Origin of the sequence: Burkholderia sp. BCC0398 (assembly GCF_902833245.1) — a bacterium.
GTDB lineage: Bacteria > Pseudomonadota > Gammaproteobacteria > Burkholderiales > Burkholderiaceae > Burkholderia > Burkholderia sola.
The window spans coordinates 211,665-224,931 of sequence record NZ_CADFEM010000005.1; the positions used below are offsets into that span (position 1 = coordinate 211,665).

The 13,267-nt window shown below is 66.6% G+C and carries 14 protein-coding genes; 10 read left to right on the top strand and 4 right to left on the bottom strand.

Features of this window, described 5'->3' with window-relative positions:
• Positions 1–4: 4 nt before the first annotated feature.
• From HWX76_RS12845 to HWX76_RS12885, 9 genes are all read left to right on the top strand, one after another.
• Positions 5–1,237, top strand: coding sequence for an oligosaccharide flippase family protein (locus HWX76_RS12845; protein ID WP_176015883.1), 1,233 nt, complete (start codon positions 5–7; stop codon positions 1,235–1,237).
• 28 nt (positions 1,238–1,265) lie between these two features.
• Positions 1,266–2,465, top strand: coding sequence for a capsular biosynthesis protein (locus tag HWX76_RS12850; RefSeq protein ID WP_176015884.1), 1,200 nt, complete (start codon positions 1,266–1,268; stop codon positions 2,463–2,465).
• A gap of 1 nt (position 2,466) precedes the next feature.
• The gene (locus tag HWX76_RS12855; RefSeq protein WP_050013649.1) at positions 2,467–2,997 is read left to right on the top strand and encodes a DapH/DapD/GlmU-related protein; all 531 of its coding nucleotides are present in this window, start codon (positions 2,467–2,469) and stop codon (positions 2,995–2,997) included.
• Positions 2,994–3,998, top strand: a complete 1,005-nt coding sequence (locus HWX76_RS12860; protein ID WP_176015885.1) for a glycosyltransferase — start codon at positions 2,994–2,996, stop codon at positions 3,996–3,998. Before HWX76_RS12855 ends, HWX76_RS12860 begins: the two co-directional genes overlap by 4 nt.
• 51 nt (positions 3,999–4,049) lie before the next feature.
• Entirely contained in the window at positions 4,050–5,132 is a 1,083-nt protein-coding gene (locus HWX76_RS12865) for a glycosyltransferase (protein WP_050013558.1), read from the top strand.
• A 100-nt stretch (positions 5,133–5,232) separates the two neighbouring features.
• Complete coding sequence (kdsA, locus tag HWX76_RS12870) at positions 5,233–6,078, top strand: 3-deoxy-8-phosphooctulonate synthase (RefSeq protein WP_124630065.1); 846 nt, start codon at positions 5,233–5,235, stop codon at positions 6,076–6,078.
• Positions 6,075–6,626, top strand: a complete 552-nt coding sequence (locus HWX76_RS12875) for an HAD-IIIA family hydrolase (protein WP_050013556.1) — start codon at positions 6,075–6,077, stop codon at positions 6,624–6,626. The genes kdsA and HWX76_RS12875 overlap by 4 nt, the downstream gene beginning before the upstream one ends.
• The gene (kdsB, locus tag HWX76_RS12880; RefSeq protein ID WP_050013555.1) at positions 6,610–7,416 is read left to right on the top strand and encodes a 3-deoxy-manno-octulosonate cytidylyltransferase; all 807 of its coding nucleotides are present in this window, start codon (positions 6,610–6,612) and stop codon (positions 7,414–7,416) included. Before HWX76_RS12875 ends, kdsB begins: the two co-directional genes overlap by 17 nt.
• Positions 7,394–8,329, top strand: coding sequence for a KpsF/GutQ family sugar-phosphate isomerase (locus HWX76_RS12885; protein ID WP_124630067.1), 936 nt, complete (start codon positions 7,394–7,396; stop codon positions 8,327–8,329). Before kdsB ends, HWX76_RS12885 begins: the two co-directional genes overlap by 23 nt.
• 23 nt (positions 8,330–8,352) lie before the next feature.
• Here HWX76_RS12885 and HWX76_RS12890 read toward each other — a convergent pair whose 3' ends face one another.
• The 4 genes from HWX76_RS12890 to galU all read right to left on the bottom strand — a co-directional run bounded on the left by HWX76_RS12890 (position 8,353) and on the right by galU (position 12,566).
• Positions 8,353–9,489, bottom strand: a complete 1,137-nt coding sequence (locus HWX76_RS12890; protein ID WP_235356205.1) for a sialidase family protein — start codon at positions 9,487–9,489, stop codon at positions 8,353–8,355.
• A 62-nt stretch (positions 9,490–9,551) separates the two neighbouring features.
• Positions 9,552–10,745, bottom strand: coding sequence for a hypothetical protein (locus HWX76_RS12895; protein ID WP_176015886.1), 1,194 nt, complete (start codon positions 10,743–10,745; stop codon positions 9,552–9,554).
• Positions 10,746–11,070: 325 nt separating this feature from the next.
• Entirely contained in the window at positions 11,071–11,658 is a 588-nt protein-coding gene (locus HWX76_RS12900) for a phosphatase PAP2 family protein (RefSeq protein WP_050013551.1), read from the bottom strand.
• A gap of 23 nt (positions 11,659–11,681) precedes the next feature.
• Positions 11,682–12,566 (bottom strand): UTP--glucose-1-phosphate uridylyltransferase GalU, encoded by an 885-nt coding sequence (gene galU / locus HWX76_RS12905; protein ID WP_050013550.1) that lies wholly within the window; start codon positions 12,564–12,566, stop codon positions 11,682–11,684.
• 367 nt (positions 12,567–12,933) lie between these two features.
• Between galU and HWX76_RS12910 the strand changes: the two genes are divergently transcribed.
• Entirely contained in the window at positions 12,934–13,167 is a 234-nt protein-coding gene (locus HWX76_RS12910; protein ID WP_050013549.1) for a flagellar transcriptional regulator FlhD, read from the top strand.
• The last annotated feature ends 100 nt before the right edge of the window (positions 13,168–13,267 follow it).

Here is a 13,267-nt window from a genome sequence, read left to right on the forward strand (position 1 = left end):
CGCGATGATCAATCCGCGGGATTCGATCGTTTCGCTGGCCGGCGTCGTGATGGGGCAGATCGCGCTGTTCGTCTGCATCTTCGTTATCGGACGTCGGTTCGGGCCTGAGTCGCTCGGCCACTTCAACTATCTGCTCGCGCTGGCGTCTTTCGTCGGCACGCTGCTCGCATTGCGCTACGAGCTCGCGTGCGTCGACGATTCGCCGCGCGAATCGTTCAATGCGCTGGTCAACGTGACGGCGTTGGGCCTGATGGTCGCCGCCGCGGGCGGGATGCTGATCGCGATCGCCGGCCGGGCGGATCTCTATCCTGTCGCCGTCTATGCGCTGGCATCGTTCATCCAGCTGGCTGCCGGGGCCTACCTGAACAGCCTCAGGCGCTACGGATGGATCGCGCTGTCGCGCATGGTCGTCAACGGTGCGTTCCTGATCGGTCTCGTGCTGTCGCTCGCCTGCTCCGCATGCGGCAAGGTCGACGTATTCGCGTTGTACGCGTGGGTGACCGCCGCAGTGTCGGTCGTGATGGCCGGTGCGATCGTGCTGAGCGGCTATCGCGCAGGGTATGCGTTCAGGTTGTCGCCGGGTTTCTTCGTCAGGAATCGCCGGTTCGCGCTGTACATCCTGCCGTCGACGCTGTGCGCGTCGGTGCTGACCTACGCGCTGGCGATCGCCATTCCGCACTGGTTCGATGCGCAGAGTGCCGGCTACTTCGCCGCGGCTTACCGGCTCGGTTTCTTTCCGGTTTCGCTGATCGCGCAGAGCGTGGGCGGCGTGTTTCGGCGCGACGCAATCGGCGCGATGGCACGACCGGATGGCGGCTCGGCGGTGCATCGGGTGTACCGCACCTACGCGCGTGCACTCGCGGGCCTCGCCGTCGCGTACATGGCCGGCGGGCTGCTGCTGTTCGCGCCGCTCGTCGATCTGTTCTTCGGCGCAAGCTGGCGCGGCTCGGTCGGCTTCTATTACAGCCTGATGCCGTTGTTCGCGCTGCAGCTGATCTACGTGCCGCTGTCGCAGATCTTCCTGGCCACGCGCGCACAGCGCACCGATTTCCTGTTTCAGCTGACCTGCGGATTGGGCCTCGTCGGCGCGCTGGGCGTCGCGCGGCTGACGAACCTGTCGGCCCCGACGAGCGTCCTGATTTTTTCATTGACCGGCGCGGCGCTGATGGCGGCGGGCATCGCGCTGACGTACCGGGTCCTCGACGCGAACCTGTCCCGGTCGGGGGCGCTGGCGTGAGAACGCCGATACGACGAACGAGTACACCATGATCCTGATAGTCATCGACTCCCTCGAGCGCTACTACTTCGCCACCCGTCTGGTGAGCGGGGTCCGGCACGAATACGAGTTCGCATTCCTGACGAGTGAACCGGTCGCGCATCTCGGCCTGCTGCTGGGCGGCTTCCGGTCGGTGTACCTGAACCGGCTGATGCCGATCGACGTGTCCGACGGCGGCGCGGCCGACCGCACGCCGTACCAACTGTCGATCGAAGTGATGAACGGGCAGATGACCGAGGCGCGCGCGAAGCGCGAGTCGGCGGCGATCTTCCATATTGCGTTGGAAGTCCTTCGTGGGCTGCGGATCGAGCAGTGCGTGATGTGGAACGGGCAGCAGCTCGTGTGCCGTGCGGTGCGGCAGGCGTGCACGGTGCAGGGCGTGGCGACCCGCTTCATCGAGATCTCGAATCTGCCGGGCAAGCTGTTCGTCGATTCGCTGGGCGTCAATGCATTGTCGACGATCAGCCGCTACCCCGAGGTCATCGATCGCCTGCCGCTACCCGACGAGGACACGCATGCGCGCTGGCTGTCGACCTATGAACGCGACAAGCGCAAGCCGCTGCCGCAGGCGCGGACGTCGTTCGGACGCAAGGCGACGTCCGCGACGAATTATGTGCTGAAGCTGGTCAGCCGCGGTGTCGGCCGGCGGCGTCTGGCAAGCGTGCGCGCGCGCAACGGCATGCCGGCGCCGCGCCAGGCCACCTATATGTTGCCCGACACGCTGTCGACCTGCCGCTATGTATTCCTGCCGCTTCAGGTGGCCGGCGATACGCAGATCAAGCTGCACTCTGACGTCGGCAATCTCGACGCGATTCGCCATGCGTTCGAGTTCGCGGCGAACGAGAGCGCCGACCTGTTCGTGAAACTCCATCCGGCGGAAACCGATGCGGCCGAGATCGACGCGATCGTGCGCCTGCAGCAGACGTATCACTTCGAGATCGTCACGACGCCGACCACGGAGCTGCTGCGGCATGCGCATGCGGTCGTCACGATCAATTCGACGGTCGGGCTGGAGGCGATGCTGTACGGCAAGCGCGTGGTGTCGCTCGGCCGGTGTTTCTACAAGGAGTTCGACCGCGAGCGCCTGCTGAAGTACATCCATTCGTTTCTGGTCGACGGCATCGACTACTTCGGCACCGCGCGTATCCCGGCCGATGCGGCGCGGCGCGTTTTCGCGGGGCAGCGTTGACATGACCGTCACGTTGAGACAGACCGCCGACGCGATCGCCGAAGATTGCCGCCGCAATGCGTTCGTGAAGACGCGCAGCGTGGTGATCTTCTACCGCATCGTGCACTACCTCGCGTGCCGGAACCGGTTCACGCTGCTGGCCGGCGCGCCGCTGATCCTGCTGTACATCGTGTTGTGCGACTGGCTGATGGGCATCGAGATTCCGGCGAAGACGAAGATCGGCAGGGGGCTCGCGATCTATCACGGCACCGGCCTCGTGATCAACGGATACGCGACGATCGGCGCGTACTGCACGCTGCGGCACGGCGTGACCGTCGGCAACACGATCCGGAAGGACGGCACGCTCGGCGGCGTGCCGACGATCGGCGATCACGTCGAGTTCGGCGCGCACAGCGTCGTGCTCGGCGAGGTTCGCATCGGCGACCGCGCGCGGATTGGCGCCGGGGCGGTCGTGCTGACCGACGTGCCCGACGGCGGCGTCGCGGTCGGTGTGCCGGCGCGCGTTGTCGACAACGGACAGGAATCGAAATGAAAGTGTTCATTCTGCATCCCGGCAAGGCGAACTATCCCGAGATCGCCGCCTACGGCCGTCGGCTGAGAGCGCACGGGTTCGAGGTGTTCGACGGCGATCTCGATGCGTATGTGCGCTTTCCGGACCGGGACGTCTGCATCCTGTGGTGCATCATGGGTTTCTATCGGGCATTGCCGCCCGCGCGGTTCGTGATTCACGACTATCGGTCGCTATCGGTGGGCCGGCTCGCGGCCGTCAAGGACCGCGTGAAGCGCGTGCTGAACGTACGGCCCGATTTGCGCATCTTCCAGAACGCGCGGATGCGGGACGCGATGGCGTTTGGCGACGGCGTACGCGCGTTGCTGTTGCCGATGGGCGTGCCGGACTGGATCTTCGATCCGGTGGATGCCGGTGCCGGTGCCGGTGCCGGTGCCGGAGCCGGTGCCGACGTCGCGGCCGCGGGTGACACCGATACCGTGCAAACGCCGTCCGGAAGGTTCTGCTATATCGGCGAGATGAGCCGAGAACGCGGCTTTCACAAGGTGCTCGCCGCCTACCGCGACGCGCGGCGCGACGCAGCGGACACGCTCGTGCTGGTCGGCCATCCGGAGCCCGAAATCCGCGCGGCTTTCGCCGACACGCCGGGCATCCGCTTCGTCGGCCGCGTACCGCAACGCGACGCACTGCGGATCGTGCGCGACAGCGAATACGCGGTGTGCTTCTTTCCGTATCACCGGCCGCATTGCTTCCAGACGCCGACGAAGCTGCTCGAATACGCGTCGCTCGGAAAAAAGATCGTCTGCAACGACGCGCCGTCGAACGTACGCACCGCGAAAGAACTCGGTATCCCGTGTCACGTCACCGGCGCGGCGATCTTCGACGAAGTGTTTCCGCTGTCGCGGATCCGTGCGCGTCGTCCCGATCCGGCTGCGATGAAGTCGCTCGAATGGGGGCGTGTAATCGAAGGGTCCGGCGTGCTCGCGTATATCGATGCGGTCGCGGGGCGCGGCCCGCGTGTTTGACGGTCGTTCGGCGTCGGTGCGCGACGGCTCATTTTTCATGGAACGGACCCGATGAAAATCGTCCACATAGTCGAATCCAGCGCGACGGGCACGTTGTCGATGGTGTGCCTGATTGCCAATCGCTTCGCTCGCGAAGGGCACGACGTGCACGTCGTCTATTCGGTGCGGCCCGATACGCCGCCGGGTCTGGCCGCGATGTTCGACGCGAGGGTGTCGTTGCGCCACCTCCAGATGAAAGGCGCGGGCCTGTTGCAGACCGTGATGCGCCTGCGCGCGACACTCAACGGGATCGGCCCGGACGTCGTGCACATGCATTCGTCGTTTGCCGGTTTTTTAGGGCGGCTGTCGACGCTGTTTGCGTTGCCGAAGGCGGCGTTCTTCTACAGTCCGCACTGCATTTCTTTCATGCGTCGCGACATCTCGCGCGTGAAGCGCCTGGCGTTCGTCGGCCTGGAGAGAATCGCGTGCGTGCGGAAGTGCCTTTACGTCGCGTGCTCGGAGAGTGAAGGTCGGGCGATTCGCACCTGGCTTCGTCAGCCGGTGGTGGTGGTCGAGAATGCGGTGGTCGAGGCTGCGTCGACCGCGCATTCGGGCGACGCCGCGCGGCCCGCGGACGGTCCCGCCTATGTGGTGACGGTCGGCGGCATCCGCGCGCAAAAGAATCCGGGCCTGTTCGCGCAGATCGCGTACGGCATGCGCGCGCGCGGTACGCGTTTCGTCTGGATCGGCGACGGCGACGATGGTGCGAAGGCGGAACTGGCGAAGGCCGGCGTCGAAGTGACCGGATGGCTGTCGCGCGACGAGGTCGAGCGTCGGCTCGGATGCGCGGACGTGTACCTGTCGACCTCGTCGTGGGAAGGGATGCCGGTGTCGGTGATCGAGGCGATGCTGGCCGGCCGACCCGTCGTCGTGTCCGACTGTGCGGGCAACGTCGATGTCGTCCGTCATTTGCAGACCGGCGTGATCTATGCGACGGCAGCCGACGCGGCCGCGTGGCTGCAGCGCCTCGCTGGCGACGTTGCATTGCGGTCAGAACTGGGCCGGCGGGCGAACCGCGAGGCGCGGCAGCGTTTCGGCGAGGAACGCCTGTTCGGCGAGCTTGCGCCGCTCTATGCGACGAGCGGGGAGCGCTGACGTCGGCAAGCAGCGGCGGTCGACCTCCGCGTTTCGCGCGGCGGCGGTCGCGGCCGCAGCACGACGCGAACACCATCGTCCTCATTTCGTGGAGATCCATATGAATGTAACCATCACGCCGGACGTCACGGTCGGCAACGACCTGCCGTTCGTCCTCTTCGGCGGCCTCAACGTGCTCGAAAGCCTCGGGCTCACGCTCGACGTCTGCGGCACGTTCGTCGAGGTCACGCGCCGCCTCGGCATTCCGCTGGTGTTCAAGGCGTCCTTCGACAAGGCCAACCGTTCGTCGATCCACTCGTATCGCGGCGTGGGGTTCGACGTGGGGCTGCGGATCCTGGACGAAGTCAGGCACCGGTTCGGCGTGCCCGTGATCACGGACGTGCATGAGGTGTGGCAGGTCGGGCCGGTCTCGCAGGTCGTCGACGTCCTGCAGATACCGGCATTCCTCGCGCGCCAGACCGATCTCGTGGTCGCGATCGCGCAGACCGGCAACGTGGTCAATATCAAGAAGCCGCAGTTCATGAGCCCGACGCAGATCGAGCACGTCGTATCGAAATGCCGCGAGGCCGGCAACGATCGCGTGATCCTGTGCGAGCGCGGTTCCTCGTTCGGCTACGACAATCTCGTCGTCGACATGCTCGGTTTTCGCCAGATGCGCGATGCGACGGGCGACTGCCCGGCGATCTTCGACGTCACGCACAGCCTGCAGATGCGCGATCCGCACGGCGCCGCGTCGGGCGGCCGGCGGCGCCAGGTACTCGATCTCGCGCGCGCCGGGATGGCGGTCGGGCTGGCCGGGCTGTTCCTCGAAGCGCATCCGGATCCCGACCACGCGCGTTGCGACGGCCCGAGTGCGCTGCCGCTCGCGTTGCTCGACGCGTTCCTGCAGCAGACGAAGGCGGTGGACGATCTGGTCAAGCGGCTCGCGCCGCTCGATATCCGGTGAGCGGCGCGATGTATCGCGGGCCCGTGCGCCTGGCGCTGTTCGACGTCGACGGCGTGTTGACGGACGGCCTGCTCCACGTGACGGCCGACGGCGAGTTCATGAAGAGCTTTCATGCGCACGATGGCGTCGCGGTCGCACTGCTGCGCGCGCACGGGATTCGCGTCGGCATCCTGTCGGGCAAGCATAGCGGCGCGCTGGCGTGGCGGGCGGCCCAGCTCGGCGTCGACGTGCTGGTGACCGGCTGCGACGACAAGGCCGCCGGTTATGCGGACATCAAGGCGCGGCAACGGATGGGCGACCCCGAAATCGCGTACGTCGGCGACGACGTGAACGATCTCGCGGTCATCGAACGCGTCGGCGTGTCGTATGCGCCGGCCGACGCGCATCCGCTCGTCCGCGCACGCGTCGATCATGTCGTACGCACGGTCGGAGGCCGCGGCGTGGCGCGCGAGGTGGCCGAGCATCTGCTGACCGGCGCCGGGCTGTCGCTCGACGACGCGTACCGGCCGTTGTTCGACGCATGGAGCAGCCATGACGTCATTCAATAACGGGCGGCCGGTGCACGTCGTGATTCCGGCACGATACGGCTCGACGCGACTGCCGGGAAAGCCGCTCGTCGATCTGGACGGCGAACCGATGATCGTCCGCGTGCACGCGCGCGTGAGCCGTGCGCTGCCCGATACCGACATCGTCGTCGCGATCGACGATCCGCGTATCGCCGACGTGCTCGCCGCGCGCGGCATCCGTTTCGCGATGACCGATGCCGGGCATGAGTCCGGCACCGATCGCGCGGCGGAAGTCGCGCGTGCGTTCGGCTGGCGCGACACCGATGCCGTGCTCAACGTACAGGGCGACGAACCGCTCGTGCCCACGGCGCTGCTGCGGGCATTCGCCGGCTTCTGCAGCGCGGCGCCGGACTTCGGTGTCGCGACGGTGGCCTGCCCGGTCGGCGACACCGCGTTGCTCGACGAGCCGGGCATCGTCAAGCTCGTCGTCGACGGCCGCGGCCGTGCGCTGTATTTCTCGCGCGCGGCGATTCCATTCTGCCGCGACGGCCGGCCCGCGCAAACGAGCGGTCCGAACGGCGGCGGCTTTCTGCGGCACATCGGCCTCTACGGCTACGCGAATACGGCGTTGCAGTCGTTGGCGGCCGCGGCGCCGTGCGAGCTCGAACGATTGGAGCGGCTCGAGCAGTTGCGGGTGCTCTGGCTCGGCATGCCGATCGACGTGATGCAATGGCCCGATGCGCCGCCGGCCGGCATCGATACGCCCGACGACGTCGCGCGCGTCGTCTCCCTTCTCAAACGGCAAACTGATGATGCGACAGAACCATATTGAATCCGCCCGGCAGGTCTTCGAGATCGAATCGCGGGCGTTGGCCAGCGTGGCCGCGCGGCTCGACGCGAACTTCGACGGTGCGATCGAGATCATGCTCGGCTCGCGCGGGCGGGTCGTCGTGTGCGGGATGGGCAAGTCCGGGATCGTCGGCAGGAAGATCGCCGCGACGCTGTCGAGCACCGGCACGCCCGGCTTCTTCATGCATCCGGGCGAGGCTTATCACGGCGATCTGGGGATGGTGACGCCGGACGACACGTTTCTCGCGATTTCGAATTCCGGGGAAACGGACGAGGTGATCAAGCTGATCCCGTTCTTGCGCAGCAACGGCAACGACCTGATCGCGCTGACCGGCGATCCTGCGTCGACCCTCGCACGCGCCGCGCGGGTCCATCTCGACGTCGGCGTCGAACGCGAGGCGTGCCCGCTGCAACTCGCGCCGACCGCGTCGACGACGGCCACGCTCGCGATGGGCGATGCGCTGGCGGTCACGCTGATGCGGGCGCGCGGCTTCCAGCCGGAGCACTTCGCACGCTTCCACCCGGGCGGCTCGCTCGGCCGCCGGCTGCTGTCCACGGTCGACGACGAAATGGCGCGCCGGGACCTGCCGATCGTGACGGAAGACATGTCGACGCTCGACGTGCTGGACGCGATGACGCGCGGGCGTCTCGGGCTCGCGATCGTGAAGCGCGACACGGGTTGGGGCATCGTGACCGACGGCGACATCCGCCGCGCGATCGAGCGGTATGGCGACGGCGTATTGCGGCGCACGGCAGCCGACATGATGTCGATCGAGCCCTGTACGGTACGGCCGGGTACGCGGGTCGAGGATGCGCTGCTGCTGATGCAGACGCAGCGCATCGGCGCGTTGCTGGTGGTCGACGGCAGCGACGTCGTCGGCGTGTTCAAGAAATAGACGGGCGGCGGCCTCGGCCGGGGCTACTGCAACTCTTGTGTCAGCGCAGTGGATGCGGCGTTGTCGCGGAACCGCCGTACGCGCAGGAACGTGATGAAATTCGAGTCGTGCTGGCTGGCCGCGCCGCCTTCCGGGTCGTCGAACGCGACGCGGAGCACGGCAACGAGATCGCTGCCGTCGAATTGCCAGTCGACGTACTGGAAGCCGTGCCGCTTCTTGTCCGCGTGTTGCAGCAGGATGCGCCGCGCGGTCCACCGCCGCAGATCGGGGGACGACAGCAGCACCAGCGTGTTGCGCACGCGCTCGAGGTTCATCGGCCCGACGCTCTTCGGCACTGCATTCGTGATCGTCCAGTATTGCTTCGACTGGGGATCGAAGCGGATCGTGAACTTCTTGCCCGCGCCGGGCAGGTCGACGAAATCGCGCGTCGGGTCGAACGACAGCGTTCGGCCGTCGTCGCTCGTCGTCACCAATGCGGCTTTCTCCGGGCCGTTCTCCGTATTCACGCGCAGCATGACGACGGGCGCGGCGCCTTGCCTGCCGACGACATTGCCTTCTTCCCACGACTGGAATGTGCCGTCGAGCCAGCGTTTGTCCGACGGCAGATGCGCGGACATGCGCCAGTTGCGCGCGTCGAGCAGATCGCGGTCGACGGGGGCGGACAGCACCGTCGCGCGCAGGTCGCCGCCGTCGACGCTTTCATACGCGCGCCAGACGCGCCCGCGATCGACGAGCACCGGAACCGGCCCGGTGATGAACCGCCCGGAATACGGCAGCAGACCGGTGGACGCATCGACCGGCGTGGTCCACGACGCACCGCCGTCGTCGGAGCGGCGAATCGACGGTGTGCCCATCGAGCGGTTGGTGCCCATCAGATACAGCGCGCCGTTCAGCACGAACAGCGACGACCAGTACTGGTCCGGCACGTCCGCGAGCCGCGACCAGGTCGCGCCCTTGTCGTGCGACGCGAACACGGACACGCGGTTCTGTGCCGCTGCGGCGCCGAACGTGTCGAAGCTCGCGACATAGTCGCCGTTCGGCAGCAGGGCGAGCGACGGGGAGCCGAGATACACGCGCGTGGCGGCCGGACTGTGCGCGATGACTTCGCCGGGCGGCGCGGGTACGGAGTCGGCGTTCGCTGCCGTCATCGCGCAGGTCATGCACAGCGCCGCGATAAGCAATCGTTTCAACGTGCGAAACGTCGACGCATGTCGGAGTGATGTCATGTCGGATGCGCGACGGGCTCGTCGCCGGACAGATTGGGAAGCGGGCGGACGACCGCGCGCCGCCGCGGCGCATCCTGGTCGGCCAGCACGACGAACAGCAGAATGGTGAGCCAGAGCATGCCATACAGCACGTGATATTTGAACAGCAGGATCGGCAGCAGATAGAGCAGATACTTGCGTCGACCCTTGCGGCGAAACAGCATGACCAGCGTACCGAAGAACACGATGAAACCGGCGACGCCCGCGGCGAATACGAGGTAGATGTAGAACGAGCTGTCGCGCACCTGATAGCCGCGCAGGTGCGTCTTGCCGACGTTGTTGCGCTCGTCCCAGAAGAGGCCGCCGCCGAACACGCCCGCGACGACGTCGCGCTCGGTCAGCTCGGTCAGCACGAGCGTACGGCTGCCGACCGCATCGTAGTCGACGGACTGGTTCACCCGCTGGTCGTACACGCTGTAAAGCCAGGGCACGCAGGCGAGCGCGACGACGACGACGGCGATCCGGGTCCGCAGCCGACCGCGCCCGATGAGTACGTGCAGCCCGCACAACGCGGCGCACACGGCCATCGACGCGACCGAGAAGCTGAGCAGCGCCGTCGCGAACCCGACCGCGGGCGCGAGCGTCATGCGCCGCTGCGACAGCAGCAGGACCACCGCGCTCGGCACGACCGTCATCGCGTAAAACGACGGCTCGGAATACAGGCCGAGCGCACGAATCGAAATCAGGCTGTCGGTCAGCGCCTTGGTGGCGTAGAGCGCTTCGGAGTCGGCTTCGCGCACGTAGCTGTCGAAATCGATGAAGGTACCGGTGCCGAGGTAATAGACGAGCTGAAACGTGAAGAACGCGGCGTGGACGTAGATGAGCATCCGGCATGCGGTGTCGAGCGTATTCCGCGTGAGCACGCCGCCGGCAAACATCCAGTAGCACAGCGCGATATACGTCTGGATCAGCATGAACTTGACGTAGAAGTTCACGTAGAAGTCGCCAAACGCGGACAGAACGAACGCGATGCTGATGCTGATCAGCCAGTATGCGCAGACCGGAAACAGGTGACGCTGCCGGTTCATCAGCGTCGGCGCGCGAAGAAAGGCGAGCGCGCAGAGCAGGAAATAGGCGGCGAAGGTTGCCCGTACGCTGAATGCGTTGAGGGAGAAGAACAGTACGCTGGCTGAAAAGAGCAAGGTCGACATGCGTGCGCCCGATCGGAGACTCCGGATTCGCCACGCGCCGGCCGTTCCGGCGCCGTACGGCGAGGTGCGTCGCGACGCGGGCAAGGTGCCTGTCGGGCAGGGCTCGCTTGCTCGCCGGTTCGCACGAGGAATACGGGGTCGTCGTTCGGGACGACTCGATTCCGGCGATCAAGCATAGGCGGTCGGACGAGCGGGCGAGCGGCGTTGTCCGATCCGGGCGGCATTCCGTCTTTTTCCGGCGGGGTCGACGAAGCGGTCTGCGCGCGCCGGCGCCGGCGAGGGGCAGCGCCGGCCGTCGCACGCCGCGCCGTCCGACCCGCGCCCGTCAGGGCCGCAGCGCGAACCGCCCGCACAAAAACGGCGAATAGTTGTCGATCGCCGCTTGAATCGGCGCGTGTCGACCATAGGCGACGGCCGACACGGCCAATAGCGACCCGGCGACGAGCGCGCGATACCGCGCATCGACACGCGGTGCGCCATGCCGCCGCACGAACGCCAGCGCGACGGCCGAGCCGACGAGCCAGCCGGCGACGACTTCCGCCGGCGTGTGCGCGTCGTCGAACACGCGCGCCACGCCGATCAGCGCGCCGAGCGCGAGCCCGAGCGACAGCGACGTGTTCGCCCGCCATGACGTTCCGCTGCTCAGTGCCAGCACGCATGTCATCGGCCAGACCGCCGATGCGAGCATCGTATGTCCGCTGATCACGCGGAAATCGATCGCGCGGATCTGGACCCCGCAGCCGGCGTACAGCATCTTCGTGGCGCCGACCAGCGCCATGCCGGCCGCGAGCATTAGCGCCCACGACGCCGCGTAACGTCGCCCGGTCGCCGAGCACGTCAACCAGCCGATGCACACGAGCGCAAGCGGCAACGTCATCGCCGCGTCGCCGAGATCGCTGATGGCCGTCCACATGACCGGGTGCGTCGTGTGGCCGGTCAGGCGGCCAGCAGCGTCGACATGCGCGCGGCCAGATAGCTTTCGAAGTCCGCGGCCACCTCCGGGTGCCGCAGCGCGAACTCGACCGTCGCCTTCAGATACCCGAGCTTGCTGCCGCAATCGAAACGCGTGCCGTCGTAGCGATGGGCGAGCACCTGTTCGTCCGTCAGCAGCGACTGGATCGCGTCCGTCAGTTGCAGTTCGCCGCCGGCCCCCGGCCGCAGCGCGCGCAGATGCTCGAACACCTTCGGCTTCAACACGTAACGCCCCACCACGCCGAAATTCGACGGCGCGTTCGCCGGCGCCGGCTTCTCGACGATGCCGGACACCTTGAACAGGTTGTCCTCCCAGCGCTTGCCGTCGATCACGCCGTACGACGTCGATGCCTCGGGCGCGATTTCCTCCACGCCGATCACCGACGCGTGATAGTGATCGAACACGTCGATCATCTGGCGCAACACGGGCGTCGGACCGTCGAGCAGGTCGTCCGCGAGGATCACGGCGAACGGCTGGTCGCCGACCAGCTTCTCCGCGCACAGCACGGCATGGCCGAGCCCCAGTGCTTCGGCCTGGCGAACGTAGAAGCAGTCCACGTGGTTCGGCTTGATGCTGCGAACCAGCGACAGCAGCTTTTCCTTGCCGCGCGCCTCGAGCTCGGCTTCGATCTCGTAGGATTTGTCGAAGTGGTCTTCGATCGCGCGCTTGCTGCGGCCGGTCACGAAAATCATTTCGGTGATGCCGGCGTCGATCGCTTCCTCGACCGCATATTGAATCAGCGGCTTGTCCACGACCGGCAGCATTTCCTTCGGGCTGGCCTTGGTCGCCGGTAGAAATCGCGTGCCGAGACCGGCGACCGGAAAGACGGCTTTCGTCACTTTCAACATGGTTTTCGGATTCCACTCGTTCGGGTTCAGGCATCGACGATGCCGACAGAGGGCGACGATGCGCGAATGCCATCGTCGTTGGCACGGTACCGTGCGCGCTCGCGCAACCGGCCCCGCGCGCCGTCCGAAAATCGTAGGGGTGTTCCGCTTTCCGGGGGTGACCGAATCTAGGCTGAATCCGACAGCGACGCATGGCGAATCGCGAATCATCGCTTTGCAAGCGGCGATTTCGCGTATGTCGGATCAGACCTGGGAATTGTCCGCATGATGCGCGTCGCCTGACATAGATTCAGGGATTCATTACTGCACGGCCGGTCGCGGCGCCGCGCGCGGCCCCGCAAGACCCGCCGTCGGCTCAGGAGCGGTCATGACCGAACAGGGCGATATCTTCGATGCAATCGCGGAATTCAATCGCGCGTATCTCGTGCTGGCCCAACGCATACTGCGTGTCCACTACGAGCAGGGCAAGCGGCAATTGGGCATCTCGGATGAAAGTGCCGCAACGATCGTCGCGCTGACGGCCGATCAGATCGACGAACTCGCGGTCGGCGGCGAACTTGTCTGCGAATTTCGCGCCGAAAACGCGCCGGGGCGCGCATGATCCATCGTCCGGTTTTCGCGCATGGGCGTCCGACCCACGTCCGCGAAGCGGAGGCGTCGTGGCAAGCCCGTTGCCCATTCGAACGATCGCGCGAACGGCG